This window comes from Lacinutrix salivirga (assembly GCF_053604675.1).
Genome location: NZ_JBSHNP010000141.1, coordinates 118225 through 140555 on the forward strand (window position 1 = coordinate 118225; position 22331 = coordinate 140555).

Annotated in this window: 20 protein-coding genes; 5 read left to right on the forward strand and 15 right to left on the reverse strand. The window is 31.9% G+C overall.

Annotated features, from left to right (window positions below; genetic code table 11):
• Positions 1–3 precede the first annotated feature (3 nt).
• The 5 genes from ACVC5O_RS14405 to mraZ form a co-directional block, all read right to left on the reverse strand.
• A complete protein-coding gene (locus ACVC5O_RS14405; RefSeq protein ID WP_452222183.1) occupies positions 4–1467 on the reverse strand; it encodes a UDP-N-acetylmuramoyl-L-alanyl-D-glutamate--2,6-diaminopimelate ligase in 1464 nt (487 codons plus the stop codon).
• Positions 1464–3410: a penicillin-binding protein gene (locus tag ACVC5O_RS14410; RefSeq protein WP_452222389.1), complete on the reverse strand. Its 1947-nt coding sequence runs from the start codon at positions 3408–3410 to the stop codon at positions 1464–1466. The genes ACVC5O_RS14405 and ACVC5O_RS14410 overlap by 4 nt, the downstream gene beginning before the upstream one ends.
• A gap of 63 nt (positions 3411–3473) precedes the next feature.
• Positions 3474–3791, reverse strand: coding sequence for an FtsL-like putative cell division protein (locus ACVC5O_RS14415; protein WP_452222184.1), 318 nt, complete (start codon positions 3789–3791; stop codon positions 3474–3476).
• Between the two features lie 50 nt (positions 3792–3841).
• A complete protein-coding gene (rsmH, locus tag ACVC5O_RS14420) occupies positions 3842–4738 on the reverse strand; it encodes a 16S rRNA (cytosine(1402)-N(4))-methyltransferase RsmH (RefSeq protein WP_452222185.1) in 897 nt (298 codons plus the stop codon).
• Positions 4725–5195 (reverse strand): division/cell wall cluster transcriptional repressor MraZ, encoded by a 471-nt coding sequence (gene mraZ / locus ACVC5O_RS14425; protein ID WP_452222186.1) that lies wholly within the window; start codon positions 5193–5195, stop codon positions 4725–4727. Before mraZ ends, rsmH begins: the two co-directional genes overlap by 14 nt.
• 294 nt (positions 5196–5489) lie before the next feature.
• Here mraZ and ACVC5O_RS14430 point away from each other — a divergent pair, with 294 nt between their 5' ends.
• Both ACVC5O_RS14430 and yihA read left to right on the forward strand, forming a co-directional pair.
• Positions 5490–6254, forward strand: coding sequence for an alpha/beta fold hydrolase (locus ACVC5O_RS14430; protein ID WP_452222187.1), 765 nt, complete (start codon positions 5490–5492; stop codon positions 6252–6254).
• 103 nt (positions 6255–6357) lie between these two features.
• Complete coding sequence (yihA, locus tag ACVC5O_RS14435) at positions 6358–6966, forward strand: ribosome biogenesis GTP-binding protein YihA/YsxC (protein ID WP_452222188.1); 609 nt, start codon at positions 6358–6360, stop codon at positions 6964–6966.
• Positions 6967–7109: 143 nt separating this feature from the next.
• Here yihA and ACVC5O_RS14440 read toward each other — a convergent pair whose 3' ends face one another.
• Positions 7110–9869: an outer membrane beta-barrel protein gene (locus ACVC5O_RS14440; protein WP_452222189.1), complete on the reverse strand. Its 2760-nt coding sequence runs from the start codon at positions 9867–9869 to the stop codon at positions 7110–7112.
• Between the two features lie 40 nt (positions 9870–9909).
• A complete protein-coding gene (locus ACVC5O_RS14445) occupies positions 9910–10824 on the reverse strand; it encodes a GLPGLI family protein (RefSeq protein ID WP_452222190.1) in 915 nt (304 codons plus the stop codon).
• A 169-nt stretch (positions 10825–10993) separates the two neighbouring features.
• On the opposite strand from ACVC5O_RS14445, the gene ACVC5O_RS14450 reads away from it, so the two are divergent.
• Together ACVC5O_RS14450 and ACVC5O_RS14455 are read left to right on the forward strand one after the other, a co-directional pair.
• Complete coding sequence (locus ACVC5O_RS14450) at positions 10994–11773, forward strand: hypothetical protein (protein WP_452222191.1); 780 nt, start codon at positions 10994–10996, stop codon at positions 11771–11773.
• 3 nt (positions 11774–11776) lie between these two features.
• Positions 11777–12391: a deoxynucleoside kinase gene (locus ACVC5O_RS14455; RefSeq protein ID WP_452222192.1), complete on the forward strand. Its 615-nt coding sequence runs from the start codon at positions 11777–11779 to the stop codon at positions 12389–12391.
• Between the two features lie 161 nt (positions 12392–12552).
• Here the strand turns inward: ACVC5O_RS14455 and ACVC5O_RS14460 are convergent, their stop codons facing one another.
• From ACVC5O_RS14460 to ACVC5O_RS14485, 6 genes are all read right to left on the reverse strand, one after another.
• A complete protein-coding gene (locus ACVC5O_RS14460) occupies positions 12553–13557 on the reverse strand; it encodes an App1 family protein (RefSeq protein WP_452222193.1) in 1005 nt (334 codons plus the stop codon).
• A 93-nt stretch (positions 13558–13650) separates the two neighbouring features.
• Positions 13651–16068: a sodium-translocating pyrophosphatase gene (locus tag ACVC5O_RS14465; protein ID WP_452222194.1), complete on the reverse strand. Its 2418-nt coding sequence runs from the start codon at positions 16066–16068 to the stop codon at positions 13651–13653.
• A 116-nt stretch (positions 16069–16184) separates the two neighbouring features.
• Positions 16185–16712: an inorganic diphosphatase gene (locus ACVC5O_RS14470; RefSeq protein ID WP_452222195.1), complete on the reverse strand. Its 528-nt coding sequence runs from the start codon at positions 16710–16712 to the stop codon at positions 16185–16187.
• Positions 16713–16833: 121 nt separating this feature from the next.
• Positions 16834–17472 carry a response regulator gene (locus tag ACVC5O_RS14475; protein ID WP_452222196.1) on the reverse strand — a complete coding sequence of 213 codons (639 nt, stop codon included), beginning with the start codon at positions 17470–17472 and terminating at the stop codon, positions 16834–16836.
• 12 nt (positions 17473–17484) lie between these two features.
• Positions 17485–18234, reverse strand: a complete 750-nt coding sequence (locus ACVC5O_RS14480) for a sensor histidine kinase (RefSeq protein ID WP_452222197.1) — start codon at positions 18232–18234, stop codon at positions 17485–17487.
• A gap of 632 nt (positions 18235–18866) precedes the next feature.
• A complete protein-coding gene (locus ACVC5O_RS14485) occupies positions 18867–19553 on the reverse strand; it encodes a hypothetical protein (RefSeq protein ID WP_452222198.1) in 687 nt (228 codons plus the stop codon).
• A 254-nt stretch (positions 19554–19807) separates the two neighbouring features.
• Between ACVC5O_RS14485 and ACVC5O_RS14490 the strand changes: the two genes are divergently transcribed.
• Complete coding sequence (locus ACVC5O_RS14490) at positions 19808–20371, forward strand: hypothetical protein (protein ID WP_452222199.1); 564 nt, start codon at positions 19808–19810, stop codon at positions 20369–20371.
• A gap of 80 nt (positions 20372–20451) precedes the next feature.
• On the opposite strand, the gene ACVC5O_RS14495 is transcribed toward ACVC5O_RS14490, so the two are convergent.
• Together ACVC5O_RS14495 and ACVC5O_RS14500 are read right to left on the reverse strand one after the other, a co-directional pair.
• Positions 20452–21294 (reverse strand): pseudouridine synthase, encoded by an 843-nt coding sequence (locus tag ACVC5O_RS14495; protein ID WP_452222200.1) that lies wholly within the window; start codon positions 21292–21294, stop codon positions 20452–20454.
• Between the two features lie 108 nt (positions 21295–21402).
• On the reverse strand, positions 21403–22308 hold the full coding sequence (locus tag ACVC5O_RS14500) for a geranylgeranylglycerol-phosphate geranylgeranyltransferase (protein WP_452222201.1): 906 nt from the start codon (positions 22306–22308) through the stop codon (positions 21403–21405).
• Positions 22309–22331: the final 23 nt, after the last annotated feature.

Below are 22331 nucleotides of genomic sequence, written 5' to 3' on the forward strand. Positions count from 1 at the left end.
ACGTTATTTTTGTAATTGTTTTAAAAATTCTTGAACGATTTTAAAATCGTCAAAATCAAAACGCTCCCCTTTTATTTCTTGGTAGGTTTCGTGACCTTTACCTGCGATTAAAATAATATCCTTTCCTTTTGCTAATTGGCACGCTGTTTTAATGGCCTGCTTTCTATCTACAATGGATAGTGTTTTTTTAAAATCTAAAGGCTCTACTCCTTTTTCTATGGCTTCAATAATAGCTTCTGGCACTTCACTACGTGGATTATCACTAGTAAAAATCACTTTTGTACTTAATGCAGCTGCAATTTGTCCCATTTTAGGTCTTTTAGTTGCATCTCTATCTCCACCACAACCTACAACTGTAATTAGTTGTTCGTTTTTTGTACGAATACTATTTATGGTTTCTAACACATTTTTTAAAGCATCTGGCGTGTGTGCATAATCTACAATTGCAGTTATCTTTTCTTCCGAAATTAAATATTGAAAGCGTCCGCTTACACTCTCCAATTCGCTTATTAATCTTAAAATTTCTTCTTTTTCAAGTCCTAACAATTCCGCTGTAGCGTAAATAGCTAACAAATTATAACCGTTAAACTCGCCAATTAATCTAGACCACACTTCGCTACCATTAATTTTAAGCAATAAGCCTGTAAATTGGTTTTCTAATAGTTGCGCTTTATAATCTGCATGTGTTTTTAAGGCGTAAGTGTTTTTTTCTGCTTTAGAATTCTGAAGCATAAATTCACCATTTTTATCATCTACATTTACTAATGCAAAAGCATGTTTTGGCAACTGATCGAAAAAACGTTTTTTTACATCTCTGTACTCTGCAAACGTATCGTGATAATCTAAATGATCATGAGAGAGGTTGGTGAAAATTCCGCCTTTAAAAACCAAACCTTCAGTCCTGTTTTGATGGATGCCATGCGAACTCACTTCCATAAAACAAAACTCAACACCTTCAGTATTCATTTGTTTTAAATAGCGATTAATGGTTAAAGAATCTGGAGTAGTATGCGTTGCAGGAAACTCTGTATTATCTACCATTATTTTTACTGTAGATAATAATCCAACTTTATAACCTGCTTTTTTAAATAATTGATATAATAGTGTTGCAATAGTCGTTTTCCCGTTAGTCCCTGTAATACCAACTAGGTTTAAATTCTCTGATGGATTACCATAATAATTAGCCGACATCATTGCCAAAGCAATACTCGAATTTTCAACCTCTATATAGGTAATACCAGATTTAATTGTGCTTGGTATTTTTTCGCAAACCACCACTAAAGCACCTTGTTTAACTGCGTTTTCTATATAATCATGACCATCTACAGCGCTACCTTTAATTGCAACAAAAACATCGCTCATACTTACACTCCTAGAGTTAAAGTGGATGTTTCTAATCATTACATTAGTACTACCAACTACGGCATTTATGGTTACTTTATAGAGTATGTCTTTTAATTGATTCACGATAATTCTAATACTACTGTTTGATTTCTTTTTATTTTTTTTCCCTTAGGAATAGATTGCGATTTCACAACTCCAATTCCATTAATTTCTACTTTTAAACCCATATTTTCTAATAACGAAATGGCATCCATTGTTGGCAAGCCAATTACGCTTGGCATTATCGTTTTATAGGTTCTGGAGATGTTGTTATAGTTTTCGAATTCCTGCTCAACGGAAGCTTGCTTAACCTCAAGAGATTTTACCTCATCAATACGTGGTGTATCTGTATAAATTTTTTGAGCTATACGTTTAAACACAGGTCCGGAAACGTCTGCTCCATAATACCCTTTACTAACACTAGGCTTATGAATTACAACTATGCAAGAATATTTAGGATTATCTGCAGGAAAATAGCCTGCAAACGACGAAATATATCGTCTATTTTCGCTCCAATCCTTCATCCAATATTCTGTTTGTGCTGTACCAGTTTTCCCTGCCATCGAAAAATATTCAGAATACAACGAATTTCCTGTTCCACGTTTAACTACATTTTCTAAAATAGTTTGGACTGCTTTTATAGTTTCTGTAGATGCAATTTTTTCATTTAAAACCTTCTTATCAAAACTTTCAATAACTCTGTCTAATTCTCTAACCGATTTTAAAAATCGAGGTTTAACCATTTTACCATCATTGGCAACAGCATTATAAAAAGTTAAGGTTTGTAATGGTGTTAATTCTAAACCATAACCGTAAGACATAGAAGGCAAAGCATTTCTACTCCATTTAGGATGTCCAGGTTCTGGAATAAATGGTTTTCCTTCTCCTATTATTGGTATATCCAATGTTTTATCTAAAGACCAGCTTTTTAACCGATCAATAAATTTTTGTGGATTTTTAGCATAATTATCATCTATAAGTGTTGCCAAACCTATATTTGAAGACACCTCTAATGCTCTAGCAGCTGATATTTTTCCGTAACCTCGAGAATCGTAAATTGTACGACCATAAAATGGCTTAGACCCTAAACGTGTATCCACTACTGTCGAGGTATCAATCACTTTATCTTCTAGAGCAACCATTAATGCCATTAGTTTAAACGTAGATCCTGGCTCGTGAGACTCACCAACTGCATAGTTTAGTTTCTCGTAATAACCACCTTTACTGGTACGACCTAAATTAGAAATGGCTCTAATTTCGCCAGTTTCCACTTCCATAACTACAACGCAACCATGTTCTGCTTCATAATACTCTAACTGTTTTAATAAGGCATGATGTGCAATATCTTGTATGTTTACATCTATAGTTGTGTAAATATCGTAACCATCTTTAGGTTCTTTTTGGTTGTAATCCAACAAGGGTTTCCATTGGCCTTTTCCTATTTTTTGCTTCCAACGTTTACCATCTTTTCCTCTTAAATACAATTCGCCAAAAGCACCATCAATTCCTGCTCTAGTAACATTTCCATCCTCATCATAACGCTCATAACCAATAGAGCGTTGTGCAATTGAACCCATTGGATGTTCGCGCTTTGTTTTTTGCTCTACGATTAATCCACCTTTATAAGCACCTAATTTTAATAATGGAAAATTACGCAGTCTTATATAATCTGAATACCCAATATTACGAGCCAATAAATAGTATCTGTTTTTGTTTTTTCGTGCTTTTTGAAGCTCGCGCAAATAGTAACTAGAAGACTTACCTGTGTACACCGAAAGCGAATCGCTTAAAGCCTTAATGTTATCTTTAAACGTTTTTTCTTTTGAAGCTAAAGCATCTATTCTAATGTCGTATTTTGGAATAGAGGTAGCTAGCAAATTACCATTTACAGAATATACATTTCCGCGATTAGCAGGAATAGTCACGTTTTTAATGGTGCGATTGTCTGCTATCGTCTTGTATTTATCGCCTTCTACAAATTGTATGATTAACAATTTGCCAACAACAAGAATCCCGAAGATGAACATACATCCTGAAACAAAATACAAACGGTTTAATATGTTCTTCTCGTTTACTGCCAAGATTGAACTTTAGTTTTTAGATTTAACTTTTATTTTTTGTGGTGGCACTTCTGAAATTGCCAATCCTTTTTTACTCATTTTTTTTACTACTGAAGATTCTTTTTTAAGCTCCATTAATTTGCCTCGACCTTCAATAAATATGGAACGTAACTCTTTTGCTTCGTTTGCTAACCTTGCAATGTCGTGCACTTTTTTATCTGCACTATGCGAACTTGCAATCATTACTATTGCTAAAAGCGAAATGAAGAGAATTACTCTCCAGTTTTTAAACGAATCGTCACTGACTAAAAACGTTCCTCTTAATATGCTATAGATATTTTTTTTCATTCCCATTTGTCGCTTTGCGACTTCTTCCCAAAGAGAAGAATTTGAATTTGTTATACTTTTTCAGCAATACGCAACTTGGCGCTTCTTGCTCTGTTATTTATTTTTATTTCTTCTTTACTCGGTATTATTAAACCACCTACTTTTTTTAGTGGTACTTCAAATCGGCCAAAAACATCTCGTTCTGGTTCACCTTCAAACAGTCCATTTCTTATAAAACGCTTTACTAACCTATCTTCTAAAGAGTGGTACGAAATCACACTTAAACGTCCTTTAGGCTTTAAAACTTCTGGTGTTTGCATTAAAAACTCTTTTAGCACTTCAATTTCCTGATTTACCTCAATACGAATAGCTTGATAAATCTGAGCCAAAATTTTATTTTCGTGTTTTGGCGATAAAAACTTTTTTAAAATCTCTTTTAATTGCGAACTTGTTTTTACCGCTTCGTCTTTTCTAAACTCTACAATAAGTCTTGCCATTGCTGGAGCAGCTCTTAATTCGCCATATTGCAACAACACGTCTTTTAGCTGTTCTTCTTCATATTCATTAATCACATGGTAAGCAGAGCGCTTGTTGTTTTGATTCATTCTCATATCCAAATCTGCTTCAAATCGTGTAGAGAAACCACGTTCTGCAACATCAAATTGATGTGACGACACTCCAAAATCTCCAAGTATTCCATCTACCTGCTTTACGCCATGAAATCTTAGAAAACGCTTTAGGTATCTAAAATTTTCATGAATTAGAGTGAAACGTTTATCGTCTATTGCGTTTTCCAAAGCATCTTTATCTTGATCGAAAGCAAATAGTTTTCCGTGTTCTCCAAGACGACTTAGTATTTCTTTACTGTGACCTCCACCTCCAAAAGTGACATCTACATACACGCCATTTTCTTTAATATCCAAACCATCTACAGTTTCGTTTAGCAATACAGGATTATGATATTCCATGCTCGTCATCGTCTTGTCCCATAACTTCTTCAGCTAAATCTGCAAAATCTACAGTAGCATCATCTATGGCTTGTTCGTACTTATCTTTATCCCAAATTTCAACAATATTAACTGCAGAAGACATTACGATTTGCTTAGTAATTCCTGCAAAAGCAACTAAATCTTTAGGAATTAACAAACGACCTGTAGCATCTACTTCCACCACTTTAACTCCTGCTGTGAAACGACGAATAAAATCGTTATTCTTTTTTTTAAATCTGTTTAACTTATTTACTTTTTGCATTAACGCTTCCCACTCAGACATTGGATACAACTCCAAGCATGATTGAAAAACAGCTCTTTTCAATACAAAACCATTTTGTAACACAGGAGACAACTGCTTTTTTAAAGCAGCAGGCAACATCAGCCTTCCTTTGGCATCTACCTTAAGTTCGTATGTTCCAATTAGTGTGTTCAAAAGTGATTTTTGAGTTAAAACGTTTAAGTTTCAAATATATTGAAAAATATACCACTTTTTACCACATTTTACCACATTGTTGATAAATATTTGTTTAAAACCTATTTTCTATGGCTGAAATACTATTTTTAAGGAGTCTAAATTCTAGTTATCAAACACTTACATACAGGAGCAATAAGTTATTAAACACTGTTAATATTCCGTTTTAAAAGATAGAAACAGCAAAGAATTAAAATGCTTATAATTTGATTGAATTGCCTATATTTGTTTTCTACACAAACCACTAACTTATTAATGACGCATCAATTAAAGAACGAAGGAAATTACAGCTATATTGAGGTTGGCGAAGGCACACCAATTATAGTCCTTCATGGACTTATGGGTGGATTGAGCAATTTTGATGCAGTAACCGAACATTTTAGTGAATTAGGTTATAAAGTTGTAATCCCTCAATTGCCAGTTTATACAAAATCCTTATTAAAAACCAACGTGAAGCATTTTGCAAAATACTTACACGATTTTATAGAATTTAAAGGTTTTGAAAGTGTTATTTTACTTGGTAATTCTCTTGGTGGACACATTGGATTATACCACACAAAACTATATCCTGAAAAAGTGAAAGCTTTAATTATAACAGGAAGTTCTGGCTTGTATGAAAGTGCAATGGGAGGAGGCTACACCAAGCGTGGCGATTACGAAGTAATTAAGAAAAAAGCACAAGAAGTATTTTACGATCCTGCTGTTGCTACTAAAGAAATTGTAGATGAAGTTTACGAAACTGTAAACGACAGAAACAAACTTATAAAAACGCTTGCTATTGCAAAAAGTGCAATACGACATAATATGGCTAAAGATTTGCCAAAAATGACAACACCAACTTGTATTATTTGGGGAAAAAACGATACTGTAACACCTCCTGAAGTTGCTGTAGATTTTAACAAATTACTACCAGACTCCGAGTTATTCTGGATTGATAAATGTGGTCATGCTGCAATGATGGAGCATCCTGAAGAGTTTAATAAAATTTTGGAAGCTTGGCTTAAAAAGCGTTCTCTATAATAGCTTTTAGCTTCTTACTCTTGGCTACTTACTCCTATGTGTTTACCTTTGTGGTTTACTATTAACTAAAAATTAATTTCCGTTTTTACGGAAACGCTTTGCAATGAAAATAAAATCTGCCGAATTTGTAATGAGCAACTCTGATGTGGCTAAATGTCCTAAAAAGCGGCTTCCAGAATATGCTTTTATTGGTCGTAGTAATGTTGGTAAATCTTCGTTAATAAATATGCTAACGAGCAGAAAGAGTTTGGCAAAAACCTCTGGACGACCAGGAAAAACACAACTCATAAATCATTTTTTAATAAATGAAGAATGGTATTTAGTAGATCTACCAGGTTATGGTTATGCAAAGGTGTCTAAAAGTGCAAAAAAAACATTTCAGAAATTTATAACTCAGTATTTTAAATTTAGAGAACAGTTAGTCACTGCTTTTGTTTTAGTTGACATTAGACACAAACCACAACCTATAGATTTAGAATTTATGCAATGGCTTGGCGAAAATGGGATTCCGTTTTCTATAATATTTACTAAAGCAGACAAATTAAAACCATATGCCATAGACAAACATATTGAGGATTACAAGTCTATTATGTTGGAAGCTTGGGAAGAAATGCCAAACCATTTTATAACATCGAGCTCCAAAGATATTGGCAAGGATGATGTGTTAGAGTATATCCATTCTTTAAACGAAAATATGGCTACGCAAATTTAGAGTGTTAGGTTGTTGGATTATTCGACAATTGGAAAAGTATTTAAACAAAAAAGAGTCTCATTTTGAGACTCTTTTTTCGCTTAGTTATAATTGTAAGATTCTTAAACAGGTTCAAAATATTACTTATTACAAACCTTTTGTTTTTATAAATTATAAATAACTCTAAAAGTTAAAAACCTTGGTTGTATAAAATACTCGCTTGTACTTACAGAGAAACCACCAACATTGTTAGTTAAATTAGAATCTACATCTAATATGTTAGTTGCTTTTATTTCGTATTCCCACTTACTATCATTTTCTTTTCTATACATTAAATTAGCATTTAATAACCCAAAACTATTAGTATTATCTCCTACAGTTTGCCTTGTGTAACCATAATCTGTTCTAAAAGTAAACGTTTTAAAGATTAAAGCATCAAACTCTACAGAAGGACTATTAGTTAAAATTTTAGTGGATCTATCTCCTTGGTTATTGTCACTCACACTATATCTATAGCTGATTTCAAAGTTTGGAGCTTCTCTAAAATTAGAACGTAAGCTAGGTGTGTAAGTTTGCGTATAATTTTGATTTACAGATAATTGATTATTAATAAACTGATTATATTTTTGATAACTAAAATTACCCCTTATACTTGCTTGCAACTTACCAAAACGTCTTTGAAAACGACCTAAAACATTAACAGATTCATCTTCTAAACCAGAATTAAATGGCGTGCTACTTCTAATTACAGAACCTGGCTGAAAGATGGATTGCGTTCTTATATTATCAATATTTTTACTGTAACTTATATTCGCAAATACATTAGTATAATTAAACATATTAAAACTAAAATAACTCAAATTTATATTGTGAGACAATGAATTTTCTAGATTTGGATTTCCAATAAATGTTGAATTATAATTATTTAATACTAAACCTCTAGCAAACTGGTTTACATCTGTAAACTGTGTTTGCATTTTGTAAGATAAATTTAAATTCTCTGAAGATTTTAATTGCACTCTTACATTTAAATCTGGTAATAGTCTGAAAAAATTATTGGTAGTCTCCGTATTAAATTGACTGTTTTTAACACCATAAGCATGTGCAGAAACACCAGGACTAATTGTAAATTTACCTGTTTTATAACGATAATGCATCCCTAAATACACATCGCTAAACGTGTATTTTATATCATTAACATTAGAAACTCCAGCAATATTAGAATTTGTATCTAAATCGCTACCATTATCCAAGGTTTGAAAAATGTTAGAATCGAATTGTTGATTACTATAAATAGTACCTATAGTAAAATTAATATCACTCTTTTTATTTAAAATATTCCAATAATCAAGTTTTGCATCTAACTGATTAGTTTTTACTAATTTCTCTTGATTTATGTTGTAATTAAATTGAGACCTATCTAAACCAATATCTTCTGCTGTTCCATCGTAAGGATCTTCATCATCAAGTGGGTCAGGATTATTAAATCCATTATCATTATTTGTAGGATCGTTTTCTAAAAGCGCGTTATAAAAAGGGTCTTCTTTTTGTAATAAATGCTGAACAGATAAAGCAAAAATATTAGTTTCGTCTAATGTGTAATAATAGTTTAAGTTTTGGTTTATTCTATAAGGATTTGCATCTTCGAGTTGATTAATACCTCCAACAACATTAGAAAACGTACCATTTATTTGTTCGTCTTTAGAGAGACGACCAATAATATCATAATCTAATTGATTATTTGCATTAGGCTTGTATTTTGTGCTAAATTTCAACAAGCCCAAATCACTTTTTTGTTTGGTGTTGCTCTGGGTAAATTCATCAGGAATCCCTAGGTCTCTATTAGTGTATAATACTGAACTATTTTCTTGTAATTCAATTCTACTACTTGCAAAAATGGCAAATCCACTAAGATCAAGTGTGCTTTTTGGTGAATAGCTAAAATTGGCTGCACCAAATTTTGTGTTTAAAGAATTGGCTTGATTATTTTGAAGCTGTCTAAAACCTAAGTCGTTACTTCCTAAATTAATATTTGTACCACTCTGCTGACTAGGCATTTGAAAACCACCTCCAAAATTAAAAATATCTCGTCTAGACAAAGCTAATTCACCAATATTGTTAATATCACCAATAAAATTAATACTCTTTTTAGGACTATAATAAAATAATTTTGGCTGTGCTAAATACAACTCGCCATCTGGTGAATCTCCAACTCCTGCAGTAATAGTTCCAAACCAGAAATTTTTCTTTCCTTCTTTAAGTTTTATATTAATAGCAACATTATCTTGATTGTTAGTAACACCACTTAACTGACTGTTGTTAGAATAATTTTTCAACACTTGAACTTTGTCAATAGCGTTTGCTGGAATATTTTTTGTAGCTAATTTACTGTCTCCATCGAAAAAATCTTTTCCATCAACCATAACCTTGCCAACAGCTTTACCTTCTACTTCAATTTGGCCTTCATCGTTAACCTCTACTCCTGGAAGCTTTTTTAATACATCGCCTAATTTACGTTCTGTACCATTTTTAAAAGAATCTGCATTGTAGGTTATTGTATCACCACTAATAGTTACAGGCATTTCATAAACCAGTTCAACTTCTTCCAAAGAATTATCGACCTCTAAATTAAAATCTCTATTAATACTTTCCTCTTTGGTTTGGATAGTACTTTCCGAAGTTTTTAAACCTATATAACTCACTTGTAAATTATAGGTTGAATTTTTTTCTAAAGACAGTTTAAAACGGCCTTTATCGTCTGTAATCCCATAGGCATCCATGACCTTTGTTTCTTGATTTATGGCAACTACATTTGCTAATTCTAATGGTAAACCTTCTGCATCTTTTACAATACCTTCAAATTTAACTTGAGCAATAGCTGTGCTTGTTACTATTAAAAGTAACATTGTAAAAATATGTTTCATAAAATTGGTTGGTTATTTCTTATTTAAAATGTACTATCAATTATCTACCGCGTCCTCCACGACCTCTACCTCCATACATTTCTCTCATTTCTTTCATTTTATTAGTAACAATTTCAGTGTATTCTGCTCTTGTTACTTCTTGACCTTTAGTTGGTTTTTTAATTTCTTTCTTTTCAGCAGGATTCATAACTATTTTAGAACATAAAATAGTAGTTCTCCCAGAATTGATTTCTAAAATTAAACCAGGTAATCCCCAAAAATCTCCAGGACCATTATTAACTGGAATTTGCATTGTGTACCAAGCGACAACTTCTTCTTCTTTTGGAATTTCGACGTCGTCCATTGTAATTGTTGTGGACTCTTTTTCCGTTGATGCCACATCTGATGAATCTTTTACTTTTTCACCTTCATTAGTTTCTTCTTTATCCTTATCGTCTTTCTTTTTTCTTCGCATTTTAGTCCAATCTGTTTGATCTACAGGTTTCATTGCTACAGCTTTCATGCACATATACTTACCAATTTGCTTGGTTTCCCCTGTCATTTTCCACTCTAGCTTTTCTAACTTATCGGTAATTAAAAATTGTTTACCAAAAAACTCTTTATCTTCTATAAGCACACCTTCTTTCATGTTTTTATATTGCGTACCACTTCCCATTCCCATTCGCATCATCATGCCACGACCTCCACCTGGAGTATCTAATTGCTCATCCTCTACATACATGGATTCAGATTTATTAAATGTTAGAATAAATGTTTTTTCAAACATGCTTTTCATTCTTTCCATAATCATTTTCTTACGCTCAGGACTCATTTCTTTTCCTCCCCAACCATCCATGTCAACAGTTGTTTTAGACATGTAAGTTGCTTCTCCTTGAAAATCTTGTTGAGCAAATGTTGCTACAGTAGCAAAAAGTGTTAAGCATATTGCTAATAAATGTTTTGAAATTGTTTTCATTTGATTATAAAAATTAAATTTATTATTCTAAAAATAGTACTTCTAACTAGGAGTAAGACTATTTTAAAGCATAAACGTTAGTCTTAATTACGTTAAAATTATCTTAAATTAATTTTGTTCATTTTTAAACCCTTGTTTATGGTTCGATTTTTGTATTTTTCAATTTACTATGAAACACTTTTTTCTGTTATTTTTATGCGTTAGCTTTTCGGCTTTAAGCCAAGACAAAAACCAACCTTTAGTTAACACTCAACTACAAATTACTTTAGATAGTTTAATTGCTGTAAATGATCTTAATAGTTTTTACTACACAAAAAACAATGTGTTTTATAAAAAAGAAAAGGAAAAACTCACACAATACAATAATTTACAATTAGGCGAATTAACTTCAGCCAATGCCTTTAATCCCTTAAAAATTAATTTATTTTATTCCGATTTTAATACAGTTGTAATTTTAGATAATCGTTTAGCCGAAATTTACAAAGTCGATTTTAATGCACAGCAGCCTTTTAAAAATGTGTCGCATATTACAACTGGGTTTGACAATACTATATGGATTTATAATCAAGACAACCAACAGCTAGAACTTTACGATTATAAAACCAATAAAACACGCGTACAAACACTACCTATAAATGGGAACATTATAGACATAACAAGCAATTACAACGCGTGTTGGCTACTTACAAATAAGTATTTATATAAATATAATTATTTTGGTAGCTTGGTAGAAAAGCTACCAAATGATGGTTACACTTCAATTATAGAGCATGACGAGACTATATATTTAAAAAAAGGAACGACATTGTTTTTTTTAGACGAAAACACCTCAGAACTAAAAGCAATAAAAACTTCAAAATTGTTAATAAATCAGTTTTTTGTAACCAACGAAACACTGTATATTTACAACGATGGAACGCTTTATCAAAACCGACTAAAAAAGGAATAAATTATGCACGTTGCGATTGCAGGAAACATAGGCGCAGGAAAAACTACGCTCACAAAATTACTAGCCAAACACTATAAATGGGAAGCACAATTAGAAGACGTTGTGGACAATCCTTATTTAGATGATTTTTACAACCAAATGGAACGCTGGAGTTTTAATCTTCAGGTGTATTTTTTAAATAGTCGTTTTCGCCAAGTCTCTCAAATTAGAGAAAGCGGTAAAGATATTATCCAAGACCGAACTATCTATGAAGATGCTCATATTTTTGCACCAAACTTGCACGCTATGGGTTTAATGACTAATCGCGATTTTGAAAACTATAAATCGCTTTTTGATTTAATGGAAAGTTTTGTGCAAGGACCAGATTTATTAATCTATTTACGCAGTTCCATCTCCAATTTAGTGTCACAAATACACAAACGTGGACGTGATTATGAAAACTCAATAAGCATTGATTATTTAAGCAGACTTAACGAACGTTACGAAGCTTGGATTACTGGTTACGACAAAGGAAATTTGTTAATTATAGACGTCGATAATTTAGATTTTGTTGCTAATCCTGAGGATTTAGGAGGCATTATTAATAAAATCGACGCTCAGATTAACGGTTTATTTTAATCTATTTTTTTGGCGTTACCTAAAGGTCGCGCTATCCACTATATCTTTTTTGTGCATAAGCGCACACAAAAAAGGATGCCGTTTCTATCGCTAACGCAAACTAGACCTCAAATTTGGCCTGTTTTTAAACTTCAAATTTTATGTTTAAAACATCCCGTTTCTTAAAGAATAAATCCATTGTCGCGAGCATGCTCAATGGCTTGTTTACTGTTTTCGACTAATAAAATAGGAGTTGATTTATAACTCTCTACAATCCCTTTAACACGTAGCATCTTTTTTTTATGTTTTACGCTTCTTAAATAAATAGCTTTAATTCTATTTGGATAGGCTTCGGCAATTTCTATATAAATATCTGGATCGTGTTCTCCACTATCTCCAATTAATATAAATGGAAGTTTTGGATACGTTTTTAGCAAATTAATAATTTCCTTTTGTTTCTGTGGTTTTTCGTCTAAAGGTTTCTTTTTTAGCAAATTACTAAAACTCCTAAGTAAAATAGGACCTTTTGGGAAGTTGTTTTGTTTTAAAAACAACTCCAAATAACGGTATAAATTCCAAGGACTATGGCTAACATAAAAAATGGGATTTGAGTTTTTACCACTTTTACCTCTGTGTAGTTTGTGGTAAAATTCTGCTGCACCTTCTAAAGGCAATCTGCTTTTAGCATTTTTAAAAATGGTGTTATACAGTAAACGCCATTTTAATCTAGACACCACACCTGTATGCAAAATAGTATCATCAATATCACTAGCAACACCAAACTCTGCCTTTAAAGAAGGGATTAATAACTCTCCAGGAAAACGATTTTGGTTTGTAATAGTGCGTTTAATTTTAGGATTGTGGTAAGACAACACAAAAGGAAGCCAACCCTCTTCATTAGTCATTGATTGCAAATTATCTAAAGTTTCTTCTACTCTAAAATATCCGTTATTATCTGTTTTTGCCTTAATTACAGTATCGTTTGGCAGTCTTAAGTTAATTGCTGTGTTTTTAACCTCATCAGTTTCAAAACGTTTCCAAGTATTTCTAATTAAGCTAAATATATTTTGCTTCTCTAAATTTATAGATTCATCCTCCAGAGCTCTTCCTCTTGCAAAGAAATGCGTTGCTGTACCATAACTTTGGAAGGCTATAATTTGAAAAGGATCTTTTTTAAATAAGCTCATATATGTTAGCTAAGCGATTAAAATTTCAATTTATAATTTAATAAAAAAAGCCACACGTTTTATGGTGTGGCCTAAAATTTGTTGTTGGTTAAATTATTTTATAATTCTAACCTCCTCTATAGTTTTATTTGTGGTTTCTAATGATTTTTCGAAAGCGTTAATAGCGTTTTTTACTTCGTCTTTAGTCCCTGTAAACACTTTTTTCTCAGAAACTTTTTCTCCATTTACAACAGCACTATAATATACTACAGCTTCAGCTACATTATTTGCATCTGCTCTTAATTCCGTTTCTATATTAACTTCGTTAAATTGATTGCTGTTCATTGCAGTTCCATCTGTAGCGTGACCTCCTAAAATTGGAGCAATTACCAAGCCAATTAAACAGGTTAGTTTAATTAATATGTTCATTGATGGTCCAGACGTATCTTTAAAAGGATCACCAACTGTATCTCCAGTTACTGCTGCTTTGTGCGCATCAGAACCTTTATACGTCATTTCTCCATTAATTTCTACACCAGCTTCAAACGATTTTTTAGCGTTATCCCAAGCACCTCCAGCATTATTTTGAAAGATTGCCCAAAGCACACCAGATACTGTAACACCAGCCATATAACCACCTAACATTTCTGCGATAGCTAAGTTATTCATTCCAAAAAGCATTGGGACAAATGCAATAACTAAAGGAAACCCAATAGTTAGTAAACCTGGTAACATCATTTCTTTTAAAGAAGCCTTTGTTGAAATCGCCACACATTTATCGTATTCTGGTTTCCCAGTACCTTCCATAATTCCTGGAATGTCTCTAAATTGGCGACGTACTTCTTCTACCATTTCCATGGCAGCTTTACCTACAGCATTCATTGCTAAAGCAGAGAATACTACTGGTACCATTCCACCAACAAATAACATGGCTAAAACTGGTGCTTTAAAGATGTTAATTCCGTCGATTCCTGTAAAGGTTACGTAAGCCGCAAATAATGCTAACGATGTTAACGCAGCTGAGGCAATAGCAAATCCTTTTCCTGTTGCTGCTGTTGTATTACCAACAGAGTCTAAGATATCTGTACGTTCTCTAACAATAGGTTCTTGCTCACTCATTTCGGCAATTCCACCAGCATTATCAGATATTGGTCCAAAAGCATCAATTGCTAATTGCATAGCTGTAGTTGCCATCATTGCAGAAGCTGCAAGTGCAACTCCGTAAAATCCTGCAAATGCATAAGAGGCCCAAATTGCTCCAGCAAATAATAATACTGAAGGGAATGTAGAAATCATACCTGTTGCTAAACCAGCAATAATGTTTGTTCCTGCACCTGTACTTGATTGTTGCACAATATTTAAAATTGGTTTTTTACCTAAACCTGTATAATATTCTGTTACTGAAGAAATAACTGCTCCAACAAATAAACCAACTAAAGTGGCATAGAATACACGCATTGATGAGATTTCTTGAAGTCCTTCTCCAAAGAAATTCATTTTCATAGTCTCAGGAAGCATATACATACATAACCCAAAACAAGACGCTGCAACAAGAGCAATTGATGTCCAGTTACCAATATTTAAAGCACCCATAACTTGCGCTTCTTTAGCGTCGTTATTTTTTATTTTTACCAGCATTGTACCAATAATAGAAATAATTATTCCTGCACCAGCAATTGCCATTGGTAATAAGATTGGTCCAATACCTCCAAAAGCATCAGAGATTGAACCTCCCATATCTTTAATCACATAGTTACCAAGAACCATAGCAGCTAATACAGTTGCTACATACGAACCAAATAAATCGGCTCCCATACCAGCAACATCACCTACATTATCACCAACATTATCTGCAATTGTAGCAGGATTACGAGGGTCATCTTCTGGAATACCAGCTTCTACTTTACCTACTAAATCGGCTCCAACATCTGCAGCCTTAGTATAGATTCCACCACCAACTCTTGCAAATAATGCAATAGATTCTGCTCCTAGTGAAAAACCAGCAAGTGTTTCTAAAACAATAGTCATATCCATTGTGTTAGTCCACTCGCTTCCCATAAAAAACCAGAAGAAAAAGATAAAGAAAGCAGTTAAACCTAATACTGCTAAACCAGCAACACCAAGTCCCATTACTGTTCCTCCACCAAAAGAAATTTTAAGTGCGTTTGGTAAACTTGTACGAGCAGCTTGTGTTGTACGTACGTTTGTTTTGGTTGCTATTTTCATTCCAATATTTCCTGCGTACGCAGAAAATACTGCTCCAAAAATAAAGGCAACAACAATTAACCAGTGTGTTGTAGGCACAACAAATGATACAATTGCTAATAATATACTTACGATTACTACAAATATTGCTAGTAAACGGTATTCTGCATTTAAGAACGCCAATGCGCCTTCGTAGATGTGATCTGAAATTTCTTTCATCTTGCCATCTCCAGCGTCTTGTTTCATTACCCAAGATTGCTTTACTACCATGTAAATTAATCCTAAAATTGCCAATACTATTGGCATATAAATCATCATTGATTCCATATTATAGTGTTTGATTAGTTTTTAACGAACGCTAAAGTAACAAAATCCGCCAAAATAAGAAAGCTCTTGTAGAGGTATCTACAAGAGCTTCAATAAATAAGTATTTTTAAATGTGGCTAAATGGTGAAATCACCTTTTACTTTATGGTCACTTTTTTCGTAACGTTCTACACATTTGTTTAGAATATCGTAAGCTTCTTGAGCATTTCCCCAACCACCAACATCTACTTTTTTCTTCTCTAAATCTTTATATACTTGAAAGAAATGTGTGATTTCCTTTATTCTGTGAGGATTTAAATCTTGGATATCGTTATAAATATTCCAAATAGGATCTGTAACAGGTACACAAATTATTTTTTCGTCTGGCCCTTTTTCGTCTGCCATGTGGAATACTCCAATGGGCTTTACTTCCATCACACACATTGGAAACGTTGGTTCTGTTCCCATAACTAAAACATCTAAAGGGTCTCCATCTAAGGCTAAAGTTTCTGGAATAAACCCATAATCTCCTGGATACATCATAGATGAAAATAACATACGATCGAAACGTATTTTCTTTAAATCGAAATCGTATTCGTACTTGTTTCTACTTCCTTTTGGTATTTCTATTAATACATCAAATGTTGTGTTTCCTTTTGCTGTCATTATATTTTTATTTTATACTCTTTAAAATAGAGCACTAATTATTTGCCTTTTTTTCGGCTTGCAAAAATACATCTTTATTTAGGTTTTGACAACTAAAAAAAAATTAACGTTTTAAGTATAATTATGGTTTAAACAGATTGCTCCTAATGGCGTATAAAACCAAGCCTATTCTGTTTTTAATGTTTAATTTACTGTATAGTGAATCTCTGTAACCTTCAATAGTTTTAGGACTAAGAAACATGATTTCGGCAATTTCTTTATATGTTTTTTCGCTGCAGGCTAATTTAATAAATTCTATTTCTCTTACTTTTAAAATATTTTCGCTTTCTTTTTTATTTAAGTTTCCAACTAATAATTGTGTAATTGTATTGGTGTGGTAATAGCCCTTTTCTATAACTTGATGTAAGGCTTCTTCTAAAATTTCTTTTTTTGTATCCTTCATCAAATAGCCTTTAGCACCAGATTTAAGCATATTTATTATGGTTTTTTCATCTTCTTCGATAGACAATGCTAATATTTTGATGTTTTTATAATTTTCGGAAACCTGTTTGGTTGTTTCAATTCCGTTTAAGATTGGCATATTAACATCCATTAATATTATGTCTGTTATATTCTTTGGGTCTTTTAGCTTAGTTAGTAATTCTTTCCCGTTTTTACAGGTGTATTTTGTTTCGAAAGCATCGAAATTATTTACGAGCTCGCTTATGGCTTGGGAGAGTAAAATATGATCGTCTACGACTACTACAGAGTGTTTTTTCATACCAGTAACTTTCTAATATTTATAATTTATGATTAGTGTGGTTCCTTCACCTATAATTGAATTTATGGTTAAGTCGGCGCGTACTAGTTTTGCTCTATTTTTCATGTTTTTTAGTCCAATGCCTTCGCTTGTATCTAACGTATTAAAACCTATTCCATTATCTTTAGCTATAAAATTAAATTCTGTTTTTTTATAGTTTATTTCTACATGCAATGTACTTGATTGCGAATGTTTAATTGTGTTTGAGAAAAACTCTTGAAGGATTCTAAATAGTATAACTGCTTCTTTAGAGTCTATATTTATTATCTCGCCTTTTATTATAAATGTTGCTTCTAAAAACTTAAGCCTATTAAACCTATCGATTTCTGCTTGTATAGCTTCAACAAAATTTAGGTTTTTTATTGTTTCGGGATTAATGGCTTTAGAGAGTGCTCTGAGTTCCGATAAGCTTTTTCCTATAATTTCTGCAACTTCTTCTATTTTTTTAGGATCATTTTTAGCGTTTTGAACTTGGATTTTTGCAAGTGTCATTAATTGTCCAATATTATCGTGTAATTCCCAACTTATGTTTCGTAATGTTTCTTCTCGGATTTCGATTTGCGTATTAACAATTTCTTGTTTCAAATAATTTTCTGTCTCTTGCTTGCTTTTTATGAGCTTATTTTTTCGTTTTAAAAACATTAAAAATAAAAGCACGAAGAATCCTCCTAGAATAGCGATTATAAGAATAAACAAAATTAGCTCTACTCCTTCTTGCTCCATAAAAACCCAAATATTAGTGTTAAATTCATTAAAACTGTTGCTATAATTCTTATTTGAAACAAATAAATGTGTGGCCTGGAGTTTACATAAAAATTTTGACTTAGTTTAAAAGGGACAAATGCTAAGTAATAAAAGAAAAAAGCTATGCTAATCCAAAACATGATTTTTTTGTCAATTTTTATAATTTCGTCAGAACTTATTGTCTCTAAAAAGAAATTTAAAATTAGAAATATTATTACAACTCCACCAAACACATAAGGTACAACTTGTGTTTGATTAAGATAATTAATTTTAAGAACAAATACATCTACTGGAATTAACAAACAATAAATTAAAATCACAACGTTAATTCCTTTTACTATTAAACTGTTTTTAAGTGATTTTTTAAATAAGTAGAACAGTGTTATAAAATTAACTACAAAATAAATATTGTAGAATATAAAATTGTAAGAAACTTTAAAAAAAATATTGTAGAGTGTTAAAATAGAGTCATTTAAAGCCATGTAACAAATTAAAAACACAGCATATTTGAGGTAGGAATTTTTAAACTTATACAATTGCGAAAATGCGACTATAGCAGTTATTATCTCTAATAAAATGGCAAAGTAGGTGAACTTCATTTTAAAGTTAATTTACATTGGAGGCACTGTACCAAGCTCATTATCTGCTAAACTTGTGTCTGTATCATTCTCTTTTTTACTCATCATTATCATTCTACTTGCATTTTGTGATTTATTCGGGTTGTACTCCAATGCTGTAAACACTTTATAAGTGCCTTTGTATTTATCTTCTTTTGGGTTTATTGGTGAAATTTTAAAAGGTTTATGATTTAAAATATTATCGGTTTTATTGCCATGCTCAACAAATGTTGGGTTTAATAAAACAGTTTCTCTTCCTCTATAATCTCCTGTTCTATTTACAACCTGTTTTTTATTACTTTCTTTATCACTTTTTTGAGCAGAATAGTCTTTGCCGTAAGCACCTAAATATATGGCTACACCTGAAATTTTAGGTTGGTCTGCATTCTTTTTTTCTACAGCTTCTAAGAAGGCTACATACTCTTTTAAATGCTCTATATCTATCCAGATGTATTGTGTACCACTATAATTTTCTGTTTGTAGTCTGTTATTTTGAGCCTCTTCGATTGCTGGCATTATTGAAACCTGATAATTTTCTCGCATATTGACAGCTTCTTCTAAGGTTAATAGACGACCTTTTCTTTCATATTCGCTTGTGCTAATTACTTCTTTATAATCACAACTAGTCGCGACACATAAGGATACAAATAATAAAAACACGATACTTTTTAAATTTTTCATAATTGGCTATTTACTGATTATACACAAATGTAATAATAAGATTAGGCTTTATTTAGGGTTAAAAACCCCTTTTATTAAAGTTAATACGCTTTAAACCATTAAGGTAAACATTTATTAAACTCCGTTTTTAAACTCTTGCTACAATTTCTATTTGCTCGCAACTTTGTACTCAACATTTCGAGATGTAATTAATTTAAATAAGGCGTAAACCGAAAAGCCTTTAGTAATAGAGTAGGTAGATTAAAATAGATATTATGGCAACAAAAGAAAATTTATCTCAAGTAGAAATATTTGCTAATGAGTTAATTAGCATTCCACAAGCAATTGAAGCTGGTTTATTAAAAAGTTTTGATGATCAAGACATGAAAAATGTAGTTACAATTTATGCTCCTATACTTGTTAATCAATTTAAAGAAGTCTCTGAACTTATAATGAATAGCTTTAATAATGGCTCTGCACAAGAAAAGAAAGATGCAACCGATTTGTTGAGAACTGCCTCTGGCTTAGAACTAGTAAAGAGTGCTAAATCTATATCTAAAAACTTAAAGTCTATTTCATCTAAACTAGGTCTAAACAGTATAATAAAAGAAATTAAAAAACTTATTTTATTTTTATTAGACCTTTTTAATGCTCCAAAATGGTTGATTGATATTATACTAATTATTGATCAAATTCTAAACGCGTTGTTTGGTTTAGATCTTCCAACAACAATGCCTGCAATATTATCGAAAATGGAGGTGTTTTATTTAAAGGAATTAGAATCTCACTCAGACTTAAAAAAAGCAAGAAAAGACCTATTCTCTAATGATGACGAATAGAAAGCCTACCTCTTTAAACCAAAAAAAGCTTAAGTGAATCCCACTTAAGCTTTTTTAGCTTATATATCTTGAGTCAAAATTTACATCATTTTTAACGTGTTTAGCTCTTGCTCTGTTAAATGTTTCCAATGACCACGTGGAATGTCCTTTTTAGTTAAGTGTCCTATTGCAACACAATCTACACTTTCAATTTCATATTTTAAATAATCAAAAATTGTACGCAATATTATATTACCTGTATTTTTAATTTTTAATCCTATTTCTTTTTTAGAAGCACCATCGATAAAGCTAATTTCTTCAACAGTAATAAGTTTTCCATCTACTTTAAAGCCTTCTCTAATTTTTTTAAGGTCTTCAACCTTTAAATTTTTGTTTAATTCTATATGAAACAGTCTTGCTACTCCATTCTTAGAATTGGTAAATTTTTTAGCTATAGCATCATCATTTGTAAAAAACAAAAGTCCTTTACTATTTCTACCTAAACGACCTATTGGTTTAATCCTAGAAGATGTAGCGTTTGCCACCAAATCCATTACTGTACGTCCTTTTCCTTCGCTTGTTGTGGTTGCAAAACCTTTAGGCTTATTTAGTAAAACGTAGGCCTTTTTTTCTGGATTTACACGTGCTCCATCAAACCTTACTTCGTCTGTGAGTTGCACTTTATAACCCATTTCTGTTATTATTTTTCCGTTAACGGATACCAAACCTGTTGCGATGTGCATATCTGCATCGCGACGCGAACATACTCCTGAATTCGCCACGTATTTATTTAAACGAATCTCATCTGAATTAGATGATTTTTTTTGTTGCGAAACTTGTTTTTTTATTGGCGCATTGCCTCTGGAAAAACTTTTAGACTTAGTGTTATTAGTGCCACGTCCTGAGGTTTTTCCTTTTCTATTATTATCTTGATTTCTGCTCATAACCTATTAGAATCCTTTTGTTTTCGGGTACAAAGATATAGTATAATTTGGGATTTAGCGACTTTTAAACTCGTCTTTAATTTTAGGAGTACTGCATGAAGTGTTATACTATAAAATTCGGTTTAATAATAAATCGGTATCTATTAAAACAATACAAAATACACCTGCAACTATTATAAATTTTAAAATTACATGAAGTATAAGGTAATGGGTTTTAGTTTCGGATTTCCAAAGTAACACTAACAAAATAATTAAAAGAACTATGCATAAATAGAAGTATAAATTCATTAATCCTATTTCAAAATACACTAATAATAAAGCTGTTGGAATAAAAGTGAAAATTGTTAAAATTGTCAGCATTTTTTTTGAAGCTTGTTCGCCATAAACAATAGGAATTGTTTTATAGTTAAGTGCCAAATCTCCTTTTATGTTTTCTAAATCTTTTACTAACTCTTTCATAGAGACTACTAAAAACAGAAACATAGCATGAACAAATATTACTTTTTCGAAATTTCCATAATAAATAAATATGGCAAAAAATGGTGTTATTGTTAATAATGCAGACGTTAAATTGCCTAAATACAGCATTTTTTTTAGTTTGTGCGAATACAACCAAATTGCAAAAATATATATAGAAAAGAAAATTACTGCTCTAAAAGACACGTAACTTGCCAATACCACAGCAAAAAAATTAAGCACGAAATAAAACGACAATTTAGTGTTTTGACTCACTAATTTATCTAACATTGTTTTTTCTGGGCGATTAATTAAATCTTTTTCCGAATCGTAAAAATTATTAATAATGTAACCTCCTGCAATTGTAGCTGCAGAAGCTAATACTAGCATTAGCAAATTAATATCTAAAACAACTTTACGTGCAGGAATATGGTGTGCCAATATATACACTGAGGCTAAGTATTGCGCAATAACTATAACCAAAATATTGTAGCCTCTAACTACAGAAAACATGCTGAAAAACTTTAGCAATACATGTTTTTGGTTGCGAGAAAGCATAGTGTTTATTTCTTTGAAAATTT

What these genes read in the sequence shown, in the direction of transcription:
- ACVC5O_RS14450 (WP_452222191.1), top strand. Translation starts at nt 10,994, where the DNA reads ATGAAACACTTTTTTCTGTTATTTTTATGCGTTAGCTTTTCGGCTTTA.
- ACVC5O_RS14430 (WP_452222187.1), top strand. Translation starts at nt 5,490, where the DNA reads ATGACGCATCAATTAAAGAACGAAGGAAATTACAGCTATATTGAGGTT.
- ACVC5O_RS14490 (WP_452222199.1), top strand. Translation starts at nt 19,808, where the DNA reads ATGGCAACAAAAGAAAATTTATCTCAAGTAGAAATATTTGCTAATGAG.
- ACVC5O_RS14445 (WP_452222190.1), bottom strand. Translation starts at nt 10,824, where the DNA reads ATGAAAACAATTTCAAAACATTTATTAGCAATATGCTTAACACTTTTT.
- ACVC5O_RS14465 (WP_452222194.1), bottom strand. Translation starts at nt 16,068, where the DNA reads ATGGAATCAATGATGATTTATATGCCAATAGTATTGGCAATTTTAGGA.
- ACVC5O_RS14475 (WP_452222196.1), bottom strand. Translation starts at nt 17,472, where the DNA reads ATGAAAAAACACTCTGTAGTAGTCGTAGACGATCATATTTTACTCTCC.
- ACVC5O_RS14460 (WP_452222193.1), bottom strand. Translation starts at nt 13,557, where the DNA reads ATGAGCTTATTTAAAAAAGATCCTTTTCAAATTATAGCCTTCCAAAGT.
- ACVC5O_RS14495 (WP_452222200.1), bottom strand. Translation starts at nt 21,294, where the DNA reads ATGAGCAGAAATCAAGATAATAATAGAAAAGGAAAAACCTCAGGACGT.
- ACVC5O_RS14455 (WP_452222192.1), top strand. Translation starts at nt 11,777, where the DNA reads ATGCACGTTGCGATTGCAGGAAACATAGGCGCAGGAAAAACTACGCTC.
- ACVC5O_RS14500 (WP_452222201.1), bottom strand. Translation starts at nt 22,308, where the DNA reads ATGCTTTCTCGCAACCAAAAACATGTATTGCTAAAGTTTTTCAGCATG.
- ACVC5O_RS14440 (WP_452222189.1), bottom strand. Translation starts at nt 9,869, where the DNA reads ATGAAACATATTTTTACAATGTTACTTTTAATAGTAACAAGCACAGCT.
- ACVC5O_RS14410 (WP_452222389.1), bottom strand. Translation starts at nt 3,410, where the DNA reads ATGTTCATCTTCGGGATTCTTGTTGTTGGCAAATTGTTAATCATACAA.
- ACVC5O_RS14480 (WP_452222197.1), bottom strand. Translation starts at nt 18,234, where the DNA reads ATGGAGCAAGAAGGAGTAGAGCTAATTTTGTTTATTCTTATAATCGCT.
- yihA (WP_452222188.1), top strand. Translation starts at nt 6,358, where the DNA reads ATGAAAATAAAATCTGCCGAATTTGTAATGAGCAACTCTGATGTGGCT.
- ACVC5O_RS14485 (WP_452222198.1), bottom strand. Translation starts at nt 19,553, where the DNA reads ATGAAAAATTTAAAAAGTATCGTGTTTTTATTATTTGTATCCTTATGT.
- ACVC5O_RS14415 (WP_452222184.1), bottom strand. Translation starts at nt 3,791, where the DNA reads ATGAAAAAAAATATCTATAGCATATTAAGAGGAACGTTTTTAGTCAGT.
- rsmH (WP_452222185.1), bottom strand. Translation starts at nt 4,738, where the DNA reads ATGGAATATCATAATCCTGTATTGCTAAACGAAACTGTAGATGGTTTG.
- ACVC5O_RS14470 (WP_452222195.1), bottom strand. Translation starts at nt 16,712, where the DNA reads ATGACAGCAAAAGGAAACACAACATTTGATGTATTAATAGAAATACCA.